Origin of the sequence: Kitasatospora sp. NPDC057595 (assembly GCF_042800875.1) — a bacterium.
Taxonomy (GTDB): Bacteria; Actinomycetota; Actinomycetes; order Streptomycetales; family Streptomycetaceae; genus Kitasatospora.
In genome coordinates this window covers 118,113-135,978 of record NZ_JBHVGL010000004.1, presented here as the reverse complement: position 1 = coordinate 135,978, position 17,866 = coordinate 118,113, and the positions used below count along the sequence as shown (strand labels likewise).

Below are 17,866 nucleotides of genomic sequence, written 5' to 3'. Positions count from 1 at the left end.
GTCACCCCAGGTCGAGTCACCCCAGGTCGAGGCTCTCGCCCTCGCCCAGGGTGTGCAGCTCCGCGCCGGTGCCCGGGCCGCCGGGGCCGACCAGCCGGGTGTGCACGGCGACGCCGGCCGGGCTGAGCACCGCGTCGTGCACCGGGACGGCCTGCCGCGGCCCGGCCTCGCGCACGTAGTCGATCAGCTCGCCGACCTTGGTCCACGGCGCGGCGATCGGCAGCAGCAGGGTGTCCACCGGCTGCGGCGGCAAGGTCAGCGCGTCGCCCGGGTGGAACAGCCGGCCGTCGAGGAGGAAGCCGACGTTGCGCACCCGCGGGATGTCCGGGTGGATCACCGCGTGCCACTCGCCGTGCACCGAGACGCCGATCCCGCCGAGGTCGAAGGCGTCGTCCTCGCCGACCGCCGTCACCCGCCGGCCCACCCCCTCCAGCTGCCGGGCGACGTCCGGGTTGGTCCACACCCGCAGCGCCGGGTCCGCCTCCAGCGCGGCCCGCAGCCGGGCCTCCTCGAAGTGGTCGGCGTGCTCGTGGGTGATCAGTACGGCGTCCGCGCCCACCAGGGCCGCGGGATCGGTGAACATCCCGGGGTCGACGACGACGGTCGTCCCCTCGTGCTCCAGGCGTACGCAGGCATGTCCGAACTTGGTGATCCGCATGCCTCAGCACGGTACTCCGCAACCGTTACGGAGCGGTGCCGACGAGTTCCTTCGGAGCGGCGGCGGGCCGCTGGACCGGCAGCGCCGCCGGCCCGATCTCCGGCAGCTCGACGTGCTCGCTCAGTCCGAACCGGTTGTGCAGCCGGCGCAGCGGGGCCGGCGCCCACCAGTTGAACTCGCCGAACAGCTTCATCGCGGCGGGCACCAGCAGGCAGCGCACCAGCGTGGCGTCGACCGCCACGGCGACCGCCAGCGCGATGCCCATCTGCTTGACCATCAGCATGTCGCCGAGCGCGAAGCCGGCGAAGACGATCACCATCAGCAGCGCCGCCGAGGTGATGATCCGACCGCTGCGCTGGACGCCCAGCTCCACCGACCGGGAACAGCTGTGCCCCTTGTCCCGCAGTTCCTTGATCCGGGAGAGCAGGAAGACCTCGTAGTCCATCGACAGCCCGAAGGCGAAGGCGAACACCAGCACCGGGATGAAGGTCTCCAGTCCGCCGGTCGGGCTGAAGCCGAGCAGTCCGCTGAACCAACCGTCCTGGAAGACCAGGGTGAGCGCGCCGAGCGAGGCGCCCAGCGAGAGCAGGTTCATCAGCAGGGCCTTGACCGGCATCACCACCGAGCCGGTCATCAGGAAGAGCAGGATCAGCGTGCCGAGGGCCACCAGGCCGAGCGCGATCGGCCCCCGGCTGCGCAGTTCGTCCTGGAAGTCGACCACCGAGGCCGCCCCGCCGGTCACCTGGGTGGTGAGCCCGCCGCGGTCCGCGCGCAGTTCCTTGACCACCTGCTTGGCCTGCCCGCCCTGCGGATCGCCGTGCACCAGCACGTCGATGGTGGAGACGGTGTCGCTCACCGGGGTGACGGCGCGCACGCCGCTGACACCCGGCAGCTTGGCCACCACGTCGTCCGCGTAGGCCTGGGCGACGGCCGCGCCGCTGTCCACCACCACGGTGATCGGAGCGGCCGAGGCCTGCGGGAAGCGCTGGTCGATCGTCTCGGCGACCTGCCGCCCGGCCGAGGAGGCGGGCAGCACGGCGGCACCGGAGTTGCGCATGTCGGCGTGCAGGAACGGCGCCCCGGCGGCCATCAGCAGCGCGGTGCAGGCGAGCACCACCGGCACCGCCCGCTTGCCGACCCGGCGCACCGTGCGGCTGAAGAAGCCCTCGTCGGGGACGGGCGCGCTGGGCGTCTTGATCCGGCTCCCGGCGAAGCCGAGCAGCGCCGGGACGAGGGTGAGCGCGGCGGCGACCGCGATCACCACGACGCTCACGCCCGCCGCGGAGACGGCGGCGAGCACCGGGCTGGTGAAGACGAACAGGCCGGAGAGGGCGACGGCCACGGTCAGGCCGGAAAAGGCGACGGTGCGACCGGCCGTGGCGGCGGTCCGCTCGACGGCGGCGGCGATCGGGGCGCCGTGGCCGCGCTCCTCGCGGAAGCGGTTCACCATGAGCAGCGCGTAGTCGATCGACAGGCCGAGGCCCAGCACGGTGGCGATCGGCAGCACGCTGGTGTCGATGTCCATGATCCGGCTGAAGCCGAACATGGCCAGCAGCGCTCCGCCGACCGAGGCGACGGCGCCGATCACCGGAAGGCTCGCGGCGGCCAGGCCGCCGAAGACCAGGACCATCACGACCAGGGTCAGCGGCAGGGTGACGATCTCGCCGAAGCGGGTATCCTTCTCGGTCTGCTTCTTGACCTCGTCCTGGAGCACCAGGTCCCCGCCGACGGTCACCTTCGCGCCGTCCGCCCCGACCTCGCCCTGAATGGCGGAAAGTCGCTGGGTGACGGCGGTGGTCTCGGCGGAGGTACTGGTGTCGGCCATCCGCACCGAGACCAGGCTCGCGTTGCCGTCGGCCGAGCGCAGCGCCGCCGCGCCCGGGCCGGGGCCGTAGGCGTCGGTCGCCGAGGAGACCCCGGGCAGGGCGGCGATCTCGGCGGTGGCCCGGGTGACGGCGTCCCGGACGGTGGTGTCGTCCACCGGCCGGCCGTCCACCACCGCGGTGACGGTGCCCTTGGCCGGGTCGGCGGCGGTGACGACGGCGCTGCCGCGGTCCGCCTCGGAGGCGGAGGAGGATGCGCCGGCCACCGAGCCCGCGAAGACCCGTCCGCCGATCAGTACGCCTATCACCAGCACGACCGCCCAGAAACCGAGCACCCAGCGACGCTGCCGGAAGCAGAACCGGCCGAGGGCGGCGAGGCGTCCGCCGACCTGCGGATCGACGGACGGGCGGGGGGAGGCATCGGAGGACACGGCGGAGCGAAGGCTCATGTGCGGAGGGTGCCTAGCGTGCGGGGCCGGGTGAGCGACCCATCGGGCAACTCCTCCCAAGGTAGGCCCGAATTCCCGAATCACCCATAGGCATTGAATGAGCCCCTCATCACAAAAATCCCCCACATAAGGAATGAATAATGAAGGTCGAAAAACAATGAACCCCGCTCGGAAACCGAGCGGGGTTCATCGGTGACGCTATGCGCTAGTCACGCACCAGCGGGGCAGAGCTTCAGCTCTGGCCGCCGGCCAGCTTCTCGCGCAGGGCGGCCAGGGCCTCGTCCGAGGCCAGGGCGCCGGAGCCCTCGTCGCTGCTGGACGAGTAGGAGCCACCGGCGGCGGCGGCGACGGCGTCGCCACCCTCGGCAGCGGCCTCCGCGTCGGCCTCGCGGCTCTTGATGACCTGGGCCTGGTGCTGCTCGAAGCGGGACTGGGCCTCGGCGTACTGCCGCTCCCACTCCTCACGCTGCTTCTCGTAGCCCGCCAGCCAGTCGTTGGCCTCGGGGTCGAAGCCCTCCGGGTAGATGTAGTTGCCCTGGTCGTCGTAGGACGCGGCCATGCCGTACAGGGTCGGGTCGAACTCGACCTCGGCCGGGTTGGCACCCAGCGCCTCGTTGGCCTGCTTCAGCGAGAGGCTGATGCGACGACGCTCGAGGTCGATGTCGATGACCTTGACGAAGATCTCGTCGCCGACCTGGACGACCTGCTCCGGGATCTCGACGTGGCGCTCGGCCAGCTCGGAGATGTGGACCAGACCCTCGATGCCCTCGTCCACGCGGACGAACGCACCGAACGGGACCAGCTTGGTGACCTTACCCGGAACGACCTGGCCGATCTGGTGGGTACGGGCGAACTGCTGCCACGGGTCCTCCTGGGTCGCCTTCAGCGACAGGGAGACACGCTCGCGGTCCATGTCGACGTCGAGAACCTCGACGGTGACCTCCTGGCCGACCTCGACAACCTCGGACGGGTGGTCGATGTGCTTCCAGGACAGCTCGGAGACGTGAACCAGGCCGTCGACGCCACCCAGGTCCACGAAGGCACCGAAGTTGACGATCGAGGAGACGACGCCGGAGCGCACCTGGCCCTTCTGCAGGGTGGTGAGGAAGGTCTGGCGGACCTCGCTCTGGGTCTGCTCCAGCCAGGCACGGCGGGACAGGACCACGTTGTTGCGGTTCTTGTCCAGCTCGATGATCTTGGCCTCGAGCTCCTTGCCCACGTAGGGCTGGAGGTCGCGGACGCGGCGCATCTCGACGAGCGAGGCCGGCAGGAAGCCACGGAGGCCGATGTCGAGGATGAGACCACCCTTGACGACCTCGATGACGGTACCGGTGACGATGCCGTCCTCTTCCTTGATCTTCTCGATCGTGCCCCAGGCACGCTCGTACTGAGCGCGCTTCTTGGACAGGATGAGACGACCCTCCTTGTCCTCCTTCTGGAGAACCAGGGCCTCGATGTTGTCGCCGACGGCGACGACCTCGTGCGGGTCGACGTCGTGCTTGATCGACAGCTCGCGGGACGGGATGACGCCCTCGGTCTTGTAACCGATGTCGAGGAGGACCTCGTCACGGTCGACCTTCACGATGACGCCCTCGACGATGTCGCCATCGTTGAAGTACTTGATGGTCTCGTCAATCGCGGCCAGGAACGCCTCGGCGTCGCCGATGTCGTTGAGCGCGACCTGCGGGGTGGTGCTGAGGGAGGAGTCGGTGGGGCTCGTCATTAGGAAAAGGGCTCCGGTACGGACATGAAAGTCGTAGGTAATGCCACGCGGAGGGCCCGTATCGCTCCCACCGAAAGCCGGACAGCCAAGAACACGGAGCACCGGGATTCCCGAGACAACGGGAGATCGGCGTCCGTCTTGCGACCGTGGGGTCTTCGACAGATGCGAGCGCGACCTGCTCCGTCCGAGGCGCGCAGGCCCGCAGCGCAACTTGTAGCATACGGGGACGGCCAGGCACGGTCAACGCCAAGAACGGCAAGACGGTGGAGCCCGGTATGGAACAGGCCATATCCTCCGATTGCGCACCTCAACGGGTGGCGGCCGCAGGGAGGACCTTCCCCGGATGCCACCGCCGGGACACCGGACCTCTCGGCCCGGTTCGCGGCAGCGGCGCTTCCGCAGACGACACCCTACGCGATGGGCCTTGCTACCGTGACCGGCACCCCCCTCCCCGACCCCATTGATCTTGACGAGGACGGCGACGACGCGGTAAGGCGCTCCGCCGGCACCGGCGAGAGCAGCCGCGCCAGCCGCCACTGGTGGGACCGCAACGCCGACGAATACCAGGACGAACACGGCGAGTTCCTCGGCGACGACCGGTTCACCTGGTGCCCCGAGGGCCTCGACGAGGCGGACGCCCGGCTGCTCGGCGAGGTCGCCGGCCGCACCGTCCTGGAGATCGGCGCCGGCGCCGCCCAGTGCTCGCGCTGGCTGGCCGGCCGGGGCGCCCACCCGGTCGCCCTGGACATCTCGCACCGCCAGCTCCAGCACTCGCTGCGGATCGACCTCGCCCGCGGCGCCGCCCCCGTCGCGGTCGTCCAGGCCGACGCCGCCGTGCTGCCGTTCGCCGACGCCTCCTTCGACCTCGCCTGCTCCGCCTACGGCGCCGTCCCGTTCAGCGCCGACACCGCCGCGCTGATGCGCGAGGTCCACCGGGTGCTGCGGCCCGGCGGGCGCTGGGTCTTCTCGGTCACCCACCCGATCCGCTGGGCCTTCCCCGACGAGCCCGGCGTCGAGGGGCTCACCGCCGTCTCCTCCTACTTCGACCGCACCCCCTACGTCGAACAGGACGAGCAGGGCCGGGCCACCTACGTCGAGCACCACCGCACCCTCGGCGACCGGGTCCGCGAACTCGTCGCCGCCGGCTTCCGGCTGGTCGACCTCGTCGAGCCGGAATGGCCCGAGGGCCACGAACAGGACTGGGGCGGCTGGTCCCCGCTGCGCGGACGGCTCATCCCCGGCACCGCGATCTTCGTCACCGAACGGGACTGAGGCGTGCACCCGTCCTGGCGCGAGCTGCCCGTCCGCACCGCCCTGCCCGCCCTGCACCGGGCCCTCGACGCCCGCGGCACCGCCGTGCTCGCCGCCCCACCCGGCACCGGCAAGACCACCCTGGTGCCGCTCGCCCTGGCCGGGCTGCTCGACGACGGCGCCCCCGTGCGGCGCGTCCTGGTCGCCGAGCCCCGCCGGCTCGCCGTGCGGGCCGCCGCCCGGCGGATGTCCTGGCTGCTCGGCTCGGCCGTCGGCGAGGAGGTCGGCCTCACCGTGCGCGGCGAACGGAAGGCAGGGCCCCGGACCGTGGTCGAGGTGGTCACCACCGGCGTGCTGCTCCAGCGCCTCCAGCGCGACCAGGAGCTGCCCGGCGTCGACGTGGTGATCCTCGACGAGTGCCACGAGCGGCACCTGGACGCCGACACCGCGCTCGCCTTCCTGCTCGACGTGCGCGCCGCCCTGCGGCCCGAGCTGCGGATCGTCTGCGCCTCGGCCACCTCGGACACCGCGGCCTGGGCCGAACTCCTCGGCGGCGCTCCGGTCGTCGAGGCGCACGGCGTCTCGCACCCGGTCGAGGTGGTCTGGGCGCCGCCCGCCCGGGCCGTGCGGCCCGCGCACGGCACCCGGGTGGACTTCGCGCTGCTCGACCACGTCGCCGCGGTGGTGCGGCGGGCGCTCGCCGAGCGGGACGGGGACGTGCTCTGCTTCCTGCCCGGCGTCGGCGAGATCGCCCGCGTCGCCGGGCAGCTCGGCGGCGTGCCCGCCGAGGTCCTGCAATTGCACGGGCGCGCCCCGCAGACCGTCCAGGACGCCGCCCTCGCGCCGTCCACCTCCCGCCGCGTGGTGCTCGCCACCGCCGTCGCCGAGTCCTCGCTCACCGTCCCCGGCGTGCGCGTCGTGGTCGACGCCGGGCTCGCCCGCGAACCGCGCACCGACCACGCGCGGGGGCTCGCCGCCCTGGTCACCGTCCGCGCCTCGCTCGCCGCCGCCCGCCAGCGCGCGGGCCGCGCCGGACGCGAGGCCCCGGGCACCGTCTACCGCTGCTGGCACGAGGCCGAGGACGCCCGCGCCACCCGCTTCCCCACCCCGGAGATCGCCCTCGCCGACCTGACGTCCTTCGCCCTCCAGGCCGCCGTCTGGGGCGACCCGGACGCCACCGGACTCGCCCTGCCCGACCGGCCCCCGGCGGGCGCGATGGCCGCCGCCCGGGAGACGCTGATCGCCCTCGGGGCGGTCTCCCCGGACGGCCGGGCGACCCCGCGCGGCACCCGCCTCGCCCGCACCGGCCTGCACCCCCGGCTGGGGCGGGCGCTCGTCGACGGCGCGCCCGCCGTGGGCGCCCGCCGGGCGGCCGAGGTCGTCGCCCTGCTCTCCGAGGAACCGCCGCGCGCGCTGGGCGACGACCTCGGCGCGGTATGGCGCGGTGTGAAGGACTCCCGTGATCCCTACGCCGGGCGCTGGCGCGACGAAGTCCGCCGCCTGCAACGCGCCACCTCCGACGAACCCGCCACCGCACTGCCCGACGCCACCGCCGTCGGCCTGGTCGTCGCCCTCGCCTTCCCCGAACGCATCGCCCGCGCCCGGGTGGAGCGGCCCGCCCCCGGCGAGCGCAGCCCCTACCTGATGGCCTCGGGCACGGCGGCCGAACTCGCCCCCGGAACCGCGCTCGGCGCCCTGCCCTGGCTCGCCGTCGCGGTCGCCGACCGCCCGGCCGGCTCCCCCTCCGCGCGGATCCTGCACGCTGCGGCGCTCGACGAGAACACCGCCCGCCTCGCCGGAGCACCGCTGTTGTCCACCCGCGCCGAAGTCCACTGGGACACCCGGCGCAGCGAGGTCGTCGCCCGCCGGGTCGACTCCCTCGGCGCCGTGGAACTCGCCGAGAAGCCCCTCACCAACCCCGACCGGGCCCTCGTCCGCACCGCCCTCCTCGAAGGCCTCACCCGCGAGGGCGTCAGCGCGCTGCTGACGTTCCCGTCCAACCTGCGCGAGCGCCTCGCCTTCCTCCACGCGGCGATCGGCGACCCCTGGCCGGACGTCAGCGACGCGGCGCTGCTCGAACGCGCCGAGGAGTGGCTGGAGCCCGAACTCTCCCGCGCCCGCCGCCGATCCGACCTCGCACGGATCAACACGACCGACGCCCTGCAACGCCTGCTCCCCTGGGCAAGCGGCCAGGCCGGCCGCCTGGAGGAGTTGGCCCCCGAGCGCATCACCGTGCCCACCGGCTCGAAGATCCGGGTGGACTACAGCACCGACCGCCCGGTGCTGGCCGTCAAGTTGCAGGAACTCTTCGGCTGGAAGGCCGCCCCTGCCCTGGCCGGCGGCCGCGTCCCCCTCACCATCCACCTCCTCTCCCCCGCCGGCCGCCCCGCCGCCATCACCGGAGATTTGGCATCCTTCTGGCACAACGGCTACCCCGCCGTCCGCGCCGACCTCAGGGGCCGTTACCCCCGCCACCCCTGGCCCGAGGACCCGTCGACGGCTGAACCCACCAAACGCACCAACGCCCGGAAGTAGACCTCAAGAGGAGGCCCCGCCGCCCCAAACCATGGGCAGCGGGGCCTTGGACGACTCGTGGATTCCGTCAGACCTCGCCGAACTCACCGACTCGAACGGCCACAAGGAACGACTGCCACGCCTCCGTGGGAAACACGAGTACCGGGCCATGGGGATCCTTGGAGTCGCGCACCGCTCCGGGGTGGGAGTCGTCGACCTCGACACATCCGCCCTGCCCGTTGCTGTAGGAGCTCTTTCGCCACGCGGCGGCAGCCGGGTGGTCACTGTGCATGCCGTTCATAATCCCTCCGTGCCTCCCGGATCATGGTCACGCTGTCCAGCCGCGTGAGGGCGTCGACCTGAAGGCGATCGTACTGGCCGGCCCATCCGGCCACGACCTCGGAGTCGCGTTCCAGAAGGCCCCGTCCGAGCGTTTCGGTGTACCCGACCATCGTGCGCGTGGGCAGGGTCAACAACGTGACCGAATGCGAGAAGGGGCGCAGCTCGCCAAGGGTGCACGGGGCGACCTGAAGGATGACACGGGGCCGTGCCGCCAGGTCTTCCAGGTGCTTCATCTGACGGGCCATGACGGCAGTTCCGCCGATTTGGCGCCGCAGAGCCGATTCGTCGAGGACCGCATGGACCGTCACAGGACGGTCGAGCAGCCGCTGGCGCTCCGCCAGGACCTTCAGCCGCTCCTCCGCCTGCTCCTGCGTGGCTTCACCTCGTCGGACCGGCGCCATCTCGTAGGCGGCACTGTAGTCCGGGTGCTGAAGCATGCCAGGAACCATGTCCAGCTCGAAGATCCGAACGGTCACGGAGTCCCGCTCTTTCACCGTGTACTGGTCGAAACCCTCGAACAGAAATCGCTGTTCGGACTGACGCCACTCCCGCTCGAACCGGTCTATTTCGAACGCATCATCAATTCGTTTCGCAAAGCGACTGGTTGGAGGCTTGCGCCCGGTTTCCACTGCCGAGATGTGAACGGCCGAGTACTCGGCCAGCCCGCCCAACTGATCCTGCGTCCAGCCTCGCGCCTCCCTGGCCTGGCGAAGCAGCACGCCGAACTTGGCCGTGGGTGAGGAGTCGGGGTCAAGCTCCTTGCGATTCATGATCGCCGACGACTATCCCTTCCGCTCCGAAAGGTTGAAGGTATCGCCGATCCTAGGCCACAGTGAGCGCGCTGGGTAATCGCATCGCTACACACCGAAGCGTCGCCCTGACGTCCCTCCATCCCACCCCCACCGAGGTGCCCCGCCATGCCCGCTTCCCGCCGGCCCCGCACGTTCGCCGCCCGCCTCGACTCCCGCACCGCCTCCACCCCCATCGCCCGGCACCTCCTCCGCGCGTATCTCGCCGCCCTACCCACCGGCGACCGCTACACCGACATCGCCGAACTCCTCCTCGGAGAGCTGTTCGCCAACGCCGTCCAGCACTCCGACGCCCCTGCCGACCGCCTCATCGAGGTCCGCTTCGCCTTCGTCAACTCCCGCCTGCGTCTCGAAGTCCACGACGCCAGCAGCGGCCGCCCCTCCCTCCACGCCGCCACCCCGGACGACGAGCACGGACGCGGGCTCCTCCTCGTCGACGAACTCGCCGAGCGCTGGGGCTGCTGCCCCCGCGCGGGCCGCCACTCACACCACCCCCTGAAAGCCCCGCGCAGGAAGTCGGCCCCGCCGACTTCCTGCGCAGCGCACCGTCCTGGGGCCTATGGGCCGCCCTTCATCGCTCGGCGACCGTGTGTACCGCGACGACTACCCTCTGAGCGGCCGGACCCAGGAGGCCACCATGGCGCTGGATTTCGCAGGACGCCTTCGGCCTCAGGGTATCGGCGGCGGTCCAGCGGGTCTGGCTCGGCAGCGAGGACGGCCCGGGCTGGGACCTCCCCATCTGACCCGCCGGCGTGCCGAACCCCTCCCGCACGCTGGAGGGCTGCGGAGCGGCCGATCCGCTCCGCAGCCCTCGGCCAGGCCAGGCCGGCGGTCAGAGTTGACCCGCCAGGACGCGGTCGGAATCCACAGGCGGGACCAGCATCCACGGTGCCTGAGAACACCGGAGCCCGGGGCGAGCCTCACCCCGGGCTCCGGTGACCGTCCATCAGTGTTCGACGGCGGCCGACAGGAGCAGGTCCACCAGGTGGTCGGCGGCGTCCGGCCGGCCGTAGGAGCGCGCCCGCTCAGCCATACCCGCACGACGATGGGCATCCGTCAGCAGCGGATCGACCGCCTCCCGGAGCCGCTCCGCCGTCACATCACCGAGGAGGGCGACCGCCGCCCCCGCGTCGTGCAGGTGTCTGGCGTTGTGGGCCTGCTCGTTGCCCGCCGAGCTGGCGAGGGGGACGAGGACGGCAGTTTTGCCCAGCGCCGTCAGCTCCGCGATCGTGCCCGCCCCGCTCCGGGAGACCACCACATCGGCCAGCGCGAGGACATCGGGCAACTCGGGACCGACGAACCCGGTGAGCAGATACCGGGACGCCAGATGCGGGGGAAGGGCCTCGGCGCGGGCCCGCAGGGCTTCGACGTTCGCCGGGCCGCACTGGTGGATCACATTGGCGCCGGTCAGCAGCCAGGGCAGAACCTCGGCCACCAATCCGTTGATCTGCTCCGAGCCCTGCGCACCTCCCGTGACGTAGACGGTCGGCAGGTCACGGCGGAAGCCGCGCAACCCGAGCGACTGGATCGCCTTGTCCGCGTGACCGGCCAGCATCTCGGGCCGCACCGGGTTGCCGGTGACGACCGCGATCGACCGGGACGCCTCCGGCAGCAGCGGAAGCGTGGACTCGGACGACACCGCGATGCGTGCCGCCCGTCCCGCGAGTGTCCGATTGGCCAGGCCAAGGCGCACCGTCTGCTCGTGGACGACGAGCGGACGACGACACAGCGAAGCGGCGATGCCCACCGGAACCGCGACGTATCCGCCCGTGGCCAGCACCACGTCAGGGCGGAACCGGGAGACCACTGCGCGGGCCTGAGCGATACCGAGCGGCACACGCGCCATGTCCCGCACGTTCGCCGGGGAGACCATCTTGATCGGATTCCGGTGGCGTCGGATCTTCCCCGTGGCGACTGCGGCGAACCGGATCCCCTCACCCGCCGCGACACGGGACTCCAAGCTGTCCGCCGTGCCCACCCACAGAACGTCCAGCGCCCGGCCGACGGCGGCGAGTCTCGCCCGCGCTGTGCGGACCACTGTGAGCGCCGGATAGGTGTGACCGCCGGTTCCGCCGCCCGTCACGATCAGCCGGAAAGGCCGCTCCGGGTGGCGGCCGACGGCATCGCTGATCACAGAAGCACTCTCCATCCGTCCGTGCCTGGCAAGCGGCGCCGGACACGGCGGACACTAGCAGGCCACCAGGGGGGCCAGGTTCGTCGGCGCCGCTCGAACTGCGTGATGCCGTGGGCGACTTCACCCCGTCGAGTGCACGTGTGCGACGCACCCACCCACGAGCTCGCAGGAAGTCGGCGGGACCGACTTCCTGCGCTCGGCCTCGTGTCTCAGGCCGAGGCCCACCAGGTCGAGGGGGAGGCGACGGTGTAGCCCAGGGACTCGTACAGGGGCCGGCCCAGCTTGGAGGCGGTGAGGGTGGCCGGGAGGTTGGTCAGGTGGGCGAGGGCGCCGAGCATGACGGCGCGGCCGACGCCGCGGGAGCGGAAGGCCGAGGAGGTGGCGATCCAGTAGTGGCCGGCGATGCCGTCGGCCACGACGCTCACGCCGGCTCCCGCGGTCACGCCGTCGACCGAGGCGACGAACACATCCACGCCCGGCTGTTCGATCAGGCGGGCCGGGAAGAGCTCGCCGGGGCGGTAGGGCTCGAATGCGGTCAGTTCGAAGCCCTCGATCACGATCCGTTCCGCCGCCCCGAGGTCCTCGGGCCGCCGCACCCGGGTCACCTCCAGTGCCGGGGCGTCGACGGGGCCGGGCGGGCGCAGCATGATCGGCATCTGCCAGGTGCGCAGGGCCAGGTGGCTCAGGTCCGTCGAGCTAAACGGATCCTCGACGATCACCGGACCGGCGGCCCGGCGGACCAGTTCGCCCACCTCGGCGACCTCGCCCGGGTCGAGGTCGGGCTCCTGGATCAGGATCCGCCCGCCGGCCCGCTCGTCGCCGTGGACGGCGAGGAACCCGCGGCGCCGGATCACCTCGTGGCCCCGGGACACGCCGGTCGCGGTCCAGAACGCGGCGGAGTTGCGGGCCTGGAGCGTCGGCGCCCCGGCCGGGGAGGCGGACTGGCCGGTCGTCCTGGATTCCGTCGTCATCGGGCCCACGGTAGTACGAAATCGACTTCTTGACACGGGTTGATCAACTGCGGGCCGGTGCAGCACACGGACGCGCGGCGCCGGCCCGGTGACGGCGGGGGCCCGTCAGAGTGCGCTGACCCAGTACGGCTCGACGGTCATCCAGCCGTTGGCGCGGGCGCCGTTGAGCCGGCCGGTGCTGGTGCGGGCGAGGGTGTACCAAGACTCGACGTAGTCCGGGTCGTCGGTCCACCAGTTCGAGGGCAGCGCCGCCAGGACGGCGTTGACCAGCGGGATGTAGGCGCCCTGGTCGGCGATGGTGAGCAGGACGGCCGCCACCGCCTGGGCCAGGGCCAGGTAGTTGGTGTCGCCGTCGTCCTCCATCAGGACGACGTCGGCCAGGTTGTACTTGTAGTTCGACCAGTTCACCAGGATCTGGTTCGGGTAGTACACCGTGTGGTCGTACTGGAGGTACGGCATGGCGACCGAGTCGACCCGGACCTTGCCGTCCAGACCGAAGCCGGACACCAGGCTGAACATCTCGGCGGCGCCCTTGAACCAGGGCTCCTCGTCGTCGTTCACCTCGATCGAGGTGATCTTGGTGCCCCACCAGCCGGCGGCCTGCGCGGCGGCGGGCGCCTGGGCCGCGGGAGCGATGCCGCGGGTGCCCAACTCCCGCTGGAGCACGGCGATCCCGGCCTTCAGTGCCTTGGCGGTGTCGATGTCGACCAGGTAGACCGGGCGGGTGGGCAGGGTGGCGGCGTCCAGGCCGCGGACCCGGCCGGCGGTGTCGTAGGCGCGGACGCTGCGGGCGTGCTCGTCGGTGCCGGCGGTGGCCACCAGCGGCGCGGCGCCGGCGTCCAGGGCGGCCCGCATCGACGGGTCGGCCAGCTGGACCCGCAGCAGCGGCCCGAGGTCGGCGCCGAGGCCCTTGGCGGCGGCTATGCCGAGGTCCGCGCGCGTGGTGGCGTCGGCGAGCCCGCGGGCGGCCGGGCCGGACAGGCCGGCGGCCAGCGGGGCGAGTTCGGCCCCGGCGGGCGCGGCGGCGGTCGCCGAGCGTAGCCGTTCGCGCAGGGCGGGGTCGGCGAGGGAGGCGGCCAGGGTGCGGGCGACCTCGTCCTCGATCGCGGTCACCTGGGAGGCGGCGGGGATCGGGGCCGGGGTCGGGGCGGCCACGGCCTGGCCCGCGCCGAGCGCGAGCAGGGGCAGGGCCGTGAGCGCGACAACGGCGCGCCGCAGGCGGGACTGGGACATGAGGGGATCTCCAGACTCGTCGGGTGAGGCGTCGGAGCATGGGTGCGGACGGTTCGGCGCCGCGACCGAGAACGACGGCGCCATGACAAGTGAAGAGCCTCCCTGACCCGGTATCAAGCCCCCGCAGCCGCAACGGCGGACCGGAGCGTTCCGGCGACGCCCCACCGGCTCCCGGGCGCGCGGACGGCGGCACGACGGTCCGCGGCCGGCGGCCGGCACTCAGGGCCGCTGCTCCGGCGGGGCGCCGCCGGGCGGACGTCCTCAGGCGCGGCGTCCGCGGGGACGGCCCCGCCGGGTCGGGCGTCGACGGGCGGGCGGGCCGACGCCGCGGGGAGTTTCCGCGCCGTTCGCCGGACCGCGCTGAACTCCACCGGAACCCCACCGGGTTCAGCACCCGGGCGAGCGCCGCCGCCACGGCCCGCGACGCGCCGCCCGCTCCGGCTCACCCGCCGCCCGAGAAGCCCCCGCCGGAGTTGGCCGAGCCCGAGCCGCCGTACACCCAGCCGCCGGCGGGGACGGGGGGCTTGCGGCGGACGCGCCGTTCGGTGCGGCGCAGGACGGGGACACCGGCCGGGCCGAGCAGGTCCTCCAGGGACCGCTGGAGCGCGTCGACGTCGGTACCGTCCGGCATCCGGTGTCGACGGCCGTCGTCACCGGTCAGGGTCACCACGGTGATGGTGAGGGTGCGGGCGGCCGCCCGGGGGTCGCCCTCGTAGGGCTCCTCCACGGCCTCGTCCAGCTGGATGCGCCGCAGGCCGGAGATCGGGGCCCAGGCGCCGGCGCGGGCACCCCGGACGAAACGCAGTTCGGTCGGAGCCCGGGCCGGGGCGAACTGCACCCGGCGGACCGACCGCAGCTCGGCGACCGCGGCGAACGGCCACAGGAGCAGCGCGGCGGCCGCCCACAGCGCCCCGCAGACGGTCACCGCGCCCACGAAGGTGGCACCGACGATCACCGCGACCGCCACCACCAGGATGCCGGCGGGGAGGAAGACGAGGCCCACGGCGAGCAGGACGGCGAGCGTGCGCAGCACCAGGAGCGCGGCGGCGGACCAGGAGCCCCCGCCCGACTCGAACACGAGGTCCGCGGTGGTGCCGTCACGGCCGCGGCGGAGCACCTCATCGGCAGGCATACCCGCCAGGGTAGGACCGCTCCCCGGCGCCGGAAAGGCCCCGGGCACCGCCTCGAAGAAGCGGCGCCCGGGGCCTGTTGACGGGCCGTCAGCGCAGCCGGTGCCGTCAGTGCCGTCAGTGCGCGGCGGCCTCCCAGTCGGCGCCGACGCCGACCGACACGTCCAGCGGGGCGCGCAGCGGGTAGGCGCCGGCCATCTGCTCGCGGACGATCGCCTCGACCGGCGCGCGCTCGCCCGGCGCCAGCTCCAGCACGATTTCGTCGTGCACCTGGAGCAGCATCCGGGAGGTGAGCCCGGCCGTGCGCAGCGCCTCGTCGACCCGCAGCATGGCGATCTTGACGATGTCGGCGGCCGAGCCCTGGATCGGGGCGTTGAGCGCCATCCGCTCGGCCATCTCGCGACGCTGGCGGTTGTCGCTGTTGAGGTCCGGCAGGTAGCGGCGGCGGCCGAGCAGGGTCTCGGTGTAGCCGGTGGCGCGGGCCTCCTCGACGACCCGGTGCAGGTAGTCCCGCACGCCGCCGAACCGCTCGAAGTAGGTGTCCATCAGGCCCTGGGCCTCGGCGGGCTTGATGCCGAGCTGCTGGGAGAGCCCGTACGCGGAGAGGCCGTAGGCCAGGCCGTAGGACATCGCCTTGATCTTGCGGCGCATCTCGGCGTCGACGGCGTCGCGCGGGACCTCGAAGACCTGGGAGGCGACGGTGCTGTGGAGGTCCTCGCCGCTGGCGAAGGCCTCGATCAGCGCCTCGTCCTCGGAGAGGTGGGCCATGATCCGCAGCTCGATCTGCGAGTAGTCGGCGGTGAGCAGCGACTCGTAGCCCTCGCCGACGACGAAGGCGCGGCGGATCATCCGGCCCTCCTCGGTGCGGACCGGGATGTTCTGCAGGTTGGGGTCCTGCGAGGAGAGCCGGCCGGTGGCGGCGACCATCTGGTTGAAGGTGGTGTGGATGCGCCCGGCCGGGGAGACGGTCTTGAGCAGGCCCTCGACGGTGGTGCGCAGCTTGGCCTGGTCGCGGTGGCGCAGCAGGATGACCGGCAGCTCGTTGTCGGTCTGGGTGGCGAGCCAGGTGAGCGCGTCGGCGTCGGTGGTCCAGCCGGTCTTGATCTTCTTGGTCTTCGGGAGGGCGAGCTCGCCGAAGAGGATCTCCTGGAGCTGCTTGGGCGAGCCGAGGTTGAACTCGTGGCCGGCCGCGGCGTGCGCCTCCTCCACCACGCGCTGGATCTCGGCGGCGAACTGGGCCTCCAGGCCGGTGAGCCAGTCGCGGTCGGCGGCGATGCCGGTGCGCTCCATGCGGGCGAGCAGGGCGGCGATCGGCAGCTCCATGTCGCGCAGCAGCTCGGTGGCGCCGACCTCGGAGAGGCGGGTGTCGAAGAGCGCGGCGAGGTCGAGCACGGCGCGGGCCTGGAGCATCAGCGCCTGGGCGTGCGCGGCCGGGTCCTCCTCCGGGGCGTCGAAGGCGAGCTGGCCGGACTCGGCGGCGGGGGCCGGGGCGAGCGAGCGGCCCAGGTACTCCTCGGCGAGCACCTCCAGGGTGAAGGTGCGGCGGCCGGGCTTCTCCAGGTAGGCGGCGAGCGCGGTGTCGGCGACGACGCCCTCGATGGTCCAGCCGCGCTCGGCGAAGGCGCGCATGACCTGCTTGGCGATGTGCAGGGCCTTGGGCGCGGCCGGGTCGCTCAGCCAGTTGGCGAAGGCGCGCTCGTCCTCCTCGGCGAGCAGCGCCGGGTCGAACCAGGCGGCCGTCTCCCCCGCGGCCAGCGCGACCTCGGTGACCTCGCCGCTGCCGAGCGCCCACTGGTACACGGCGGCCAGCGCGACCGGGGACTTCCCGCCGGCGTGCTCGCGCAGCCAGGCGGCGAGGGTGCCGGGGTCGGTGAGCAGTTCGCCGTCGACCTCGACGCCGGGGGCGAGCTCGGGGGCCTCGGGCTCGGCGGCGGCCGGGTCGATGCCGAAGACCCGGTCGCGGAAGTTGGCGTTGCGGAACTCCAGCGACTCCATCAGCGCGCCGACGGCCGGCGCGTCGAACGGCGCGCGGGCCAGGTCGCCGACGCCGAGCGGGAGTTCGACGTCGCGGACCAGCTCGGTGAGGACGCGGTTGCGCTTGACCGAGTCGAGGTGCTCGCGCAGCTTCTCGCCGATCTTGCCCTTGACCTCGTCGGCGCGGGCGACCAGCTCGTCGAAGGAGCCGAACTGGTTGACCCACTTGGCGGCGGTCTTCTCGCCGACGCCGGGGATGCCGGGCAGGTTGTCGGACGGGTCGCCGCGCAGCGCGGCGAGGTCCGGGTACTGGCGGGGGGTGACGCCGTACTTCTCGGCGACCTTCTCCGGGGTGTAGCGGGTGAGCTCGGAGACGCCCTTGGTCGGGTACAGCACGGTGATGTGCTCGGTGACCAGCTGCAGGGAGTCGCGGTCGCCGGTGACGATGTCGACGTCGAAGCCGGCCGCCTCGGCGGCGGTGGCCAGGGTCGCGATGATGTCGTCGGCCTCGAAGCCCTCGGCGGTCAGCCGCGGCACGTGCATCGCGTCGAGCAGCTCGCCGATCAGGCCGACCTGGCTGCGGAACTCGTCCGGGGTCTTGGCCCGGTTGGCCTTGTAGTCGGGGAACTCGACCGAGCGGAAGGTCTGGCGGGAGAGGTCGAAGGCGACCGCGAGGTGGGTGGGCGCCTCGTCCCGGACGGTGTTGGCGAGCATCGAGGCGAAGCCGTACACCGCGTTGGTGGGCTGGCCGGTGGAGGTGTTGAAGTTCTCCACGGGCAGTGCGTAGAACGCCCGGTAGGCCATGGAGTGCCCGTCGAGCAGCATCAGGCGGGGCCGCGACCCGGCTCCGCCGCC

13 protein-coding genes are annotated in these 17,866 nt (G+C 72.7%); 3 read left to right on the top strand and 10 right to left on the bottom strand.

Annotation, left to right across the window (positions count from 1 at the left end):
- Positions 1-16: 16 nt before the first annotated feature.
- The 3 genes from ACFU9E_RS08920 to rpsA all read right to left on the bottom strand — a co-directional run bounded on the left by ACFU9E_RS08920 (position 17) and on the right by rpsA (position 4,653).
- Entirely contained in the window at positions 17-658 is a 642-nt protein-coding gene (locus ACFU9E_RS08920; protein ID WP_380682409.1) for an MBL fold metallo-hydrolase, read from the bottom strand.
- Between the two features lie 25 nt (positions 659-683).
- Positions 684-2,930, bottom strand: a complete 2,247-nt coding sequence (locus ACFU9E_RS08915) for an MMPL family transporter (RefSeq protein ID WP_380682408.1) — start codon at positions 2,928-2,930, stop codon at positions 684-686.
- Positions 2,931-3,162: 232 nt separating this feature from the next.
- Complete coding sequence (rpsA, locus tag ACFU9E_RS08910; RefSeq protein ID WP_376083884.1) at positions 3,163-4,653, bottom strand: 30S ribosomal protein S1; 1,491 nt, start codon at positions 4,651-4,653, stop codon at positions 3,163-3,165.
- 417 nt (positions 4,654-5,070) lie between these two features.
- Here rpsA and ACFU9E_RS08905 point away from each other — a divergent pair, with 417 nt between their 5' ends.
- Both ACFU9E_RS08905 and hrpB read left to right on the top strand, forming a co-directional pair.
- The gene (locus ACFU9E_RS08905) at positions 5,071-5,925 is read left to right on the top strand and encodes a class I SAM-dependent methyltransferase (protein WP_380682407.1); all 855 of its coding nucleotides are present in this window, start codon (positions 5,071-5,073) and stop codon (positions 5,923-5,925) included.
- 3 nt (positions 5,926-5,928) lie between these two features.
- On the top strand, positions 5,929-8,439 hold the full coding sequence (gene hrpB, locus ACFU9E_RS08900) for an ATP-dependent helicase HrpB (RefSeq protein WP_380714866.1): 2,511 nt from the start codon (positions 5,929-5,931) through the stop codon (positions 8,437-8,439).
- A gap of 67 nt (positions 8,440-8,506) precedes the next feature.
- On the opposite strand, the gene ACFU9E_RS08895 is transcribed toward hrpB, so the two are convergent.
- Both ACFU9E_RS08895 and ACFU9E_RS08890 read right to left on the bottom strand, forming a co-directional pair.
- Entirely contained in the window at positions 8,507-8,710 is a 204-nt protein-coding gene (locus ACFU9E_RS08895) for a DUF397 domain-containing protein (RefSeq protein ID WP_380714864.1), read from the bottom strand.
- Positions 8,700-9,530, bottom strand: coding sequence for a Scr1 family TA system antitoxin-like transcriptional regulator (locus ACFU9E_RS08890; protein WP_380689817.1), 831 nt, complete (start codon positions 9,528-9,530; stop codon positions 8,700-8,702). Before ACFU9E_RS08890 ends, ACFU9E_RS08895 begins: the two co-directional genes overlap by 11 nt.
- 147 nt (positions 9,531-9,677) lie before the next feature.
- Here ACFU9E_RS08890 and ACFU9E_RS08885 point away from each other — a divergent pair, with 147 nt between their 5' ends.
- The gene (locus ACFU9E_RS08885) at positions 9,678-10,508 is read left to right on the top strand and encodes an ATP-binding protein (protein WP_380714862.1); all 831 of its coding nucleotides are present in this window, start codon (positions 9,678-9,680) and stop codon (positions 10,506-10,508) included.
- A gap of 7 nt (positions 10,509-10,515) precedes the next feature.
- On the opposite strand, the gene ACFU9E_RS08880 is transcribed toward ACFU9E_RS08885, so the two are convergent.
- The 5 genes from ACFU9E_RS08880 to polA form a co-directional block, all read right to left on the bottom strand.
- Positions 10,516-11,703 (bottom strand): glycosyltransferase, encoded by a 1,188-nt coding sequence (locus ACFU9E_RS08880; RefSeq protein WP_380688760.1) that lies wholly within the window; start codon positions 11,701-11,703, stop codon positions 10,516-10,518.
- Between the two features lie 209 nt (positions 11,704-11,912).
- Positions 11,913-12,674 carry a GNAT family N-acetyltransferase gene (locus tag ACFU9E_RS08875; protein ID WP_380688758.1) on the bottom strand — a complete coding sequence of 254 codons (762 nt, stop codon included), beginning with the start codon at positions 12,672-12,674 and terminating at the stop codon, positions 11,913-11,915.
- A 105-nt stretch (positions 12,675-12,779) separates the two neighbouring features.
- Entirely contained in the window at positions 12,780-13,907 is a 1,128-nt protein-coding gene (locus ACFU9E_RS08870; protein ID WP_380688756.1) for a DUF3103 family protein, read from the bottom strand.
- A gap of 442 nt (positions 13,908-14,349) precedes the next feature.
- Positions 14,350-15,039 carry a hypothetical protein gene (locus ACFU9E_RS08865; RefSeq protein ID WP_380688754.1) on the bottom strand — a complete coding sequence of 230 codons (690 nt, stop codon included), beginning with the start codon at positions 15,037-15,039 and terminating at the stop codon, positions 14,350-14,352.
- A 115-nt stretch (positions 15,040-15,154) separates the two neighbouring features.
- Positions 15,155-17,836, bottom strand: coding sequence for a DNA polymerase I (polA, locus tag ACFU9E_RS08860; protein WP_380683506.1), 2,682 nt, complete (start codon positions 17,834-17,836; stop codon positions 15,155-15,157).
- Positions 17,837-17,866: the final 30 nt, after the last annotated feature.